This window comes from Cupriavidus sp. MPR-AND1C (assembly GCF_058809705.1).
In genome coordinates this window covers 1-809 of sequence record NZ_JBXASU010000203.1, presented here as the reverse complement: position 1 = coordinate 809, position 809 = coordinate 1, and the positions used below count along the sequence as shown (strand labels likewise).

Here is an 809-nt window from a genome sequence, read left to right as displayed (position 1 = left end):
CCGGTCAGTGCCCTGGCGCACCGAATAAAAATAGTTTGGATCGCTCGCGTAGGTATCGAGCGTGCGAAGTGGGTTATTGAGCAGATCACCCAAGCCATTCCTATAGCGAATCTGAAGATTCGGGATGTCCTCGACGCGCCTGCCCGGGCTGATCCCGGTGACCAGCCGGCCCACGGCGTCCCCAAGCTTGAAGCGCCCGGCCTCCGTGTCGTTCGCATTGGGCTGGGCCAGCCCCTGCGCCCATAGCAGGTTCCATTGAGTTGGGTAGTCCCGCCACATCAGCGGGTTCAGCCATTGCACCCCCAGCACCAGCGCGGCCGGCGCGGAGGAGGGATCGGTATTGGCGGCAGCCGCTGACGGGCGCGGCCATGCCACGGGCTTGCGGGAGTAGCTGACGCCGGACGACTGGCAAGCGGCCACCAAGAAACAGACACTTGTCGCAATGCACACGCGCGCGGCAAGATGGCTCTTGCGTGATGCCTGCCTGCCCCGATGCACAAGGGTGCGGATATCCCTTTGCCTCATGGTTGCCCTGCTCGTTTGCCGAACCACGGCCAGTACGCGCTGCCCTCGCCACGCGCGCGGTCCCATGTCGTCACCGGCGGCTGCGGCTGCCAGCCCGGCGGCGGCGCAATCAGCACCGCCCACGCATCGTCCGGGTTGGCGAGACTCGTCACCACCGCGCTCTTGCCGTTCTGGTTGGCGTAGGCCGCCGCAAACGCCGCGTTGACGGCGAAGCTGGCCGCGCCGGCTGGCCCCACCATCTGCTCCGACACGCTGTGCACCGCATCGATCTGGTCCAGATCCGG

The 809-nt window shown here is 66.5% G+C and carries 2 pseudogenes; both read right to left on the bottom strand.

Going from position 1 to position 809, the window contains the following annotated elements:
* Positions 1-375, bottom strand: a pseudogene (locus AC1RWI_RS38035) (hypothetical protein); the annotation flags it as partial.
* A 146-nt stretch (positions 376-521) separates the two neighbouring features.
* A pseudogene (locus tag AC1RWI_RS38030) lies at positions 522-809 on the bottom strand (hypothetical protein); the annotation flags it as partial.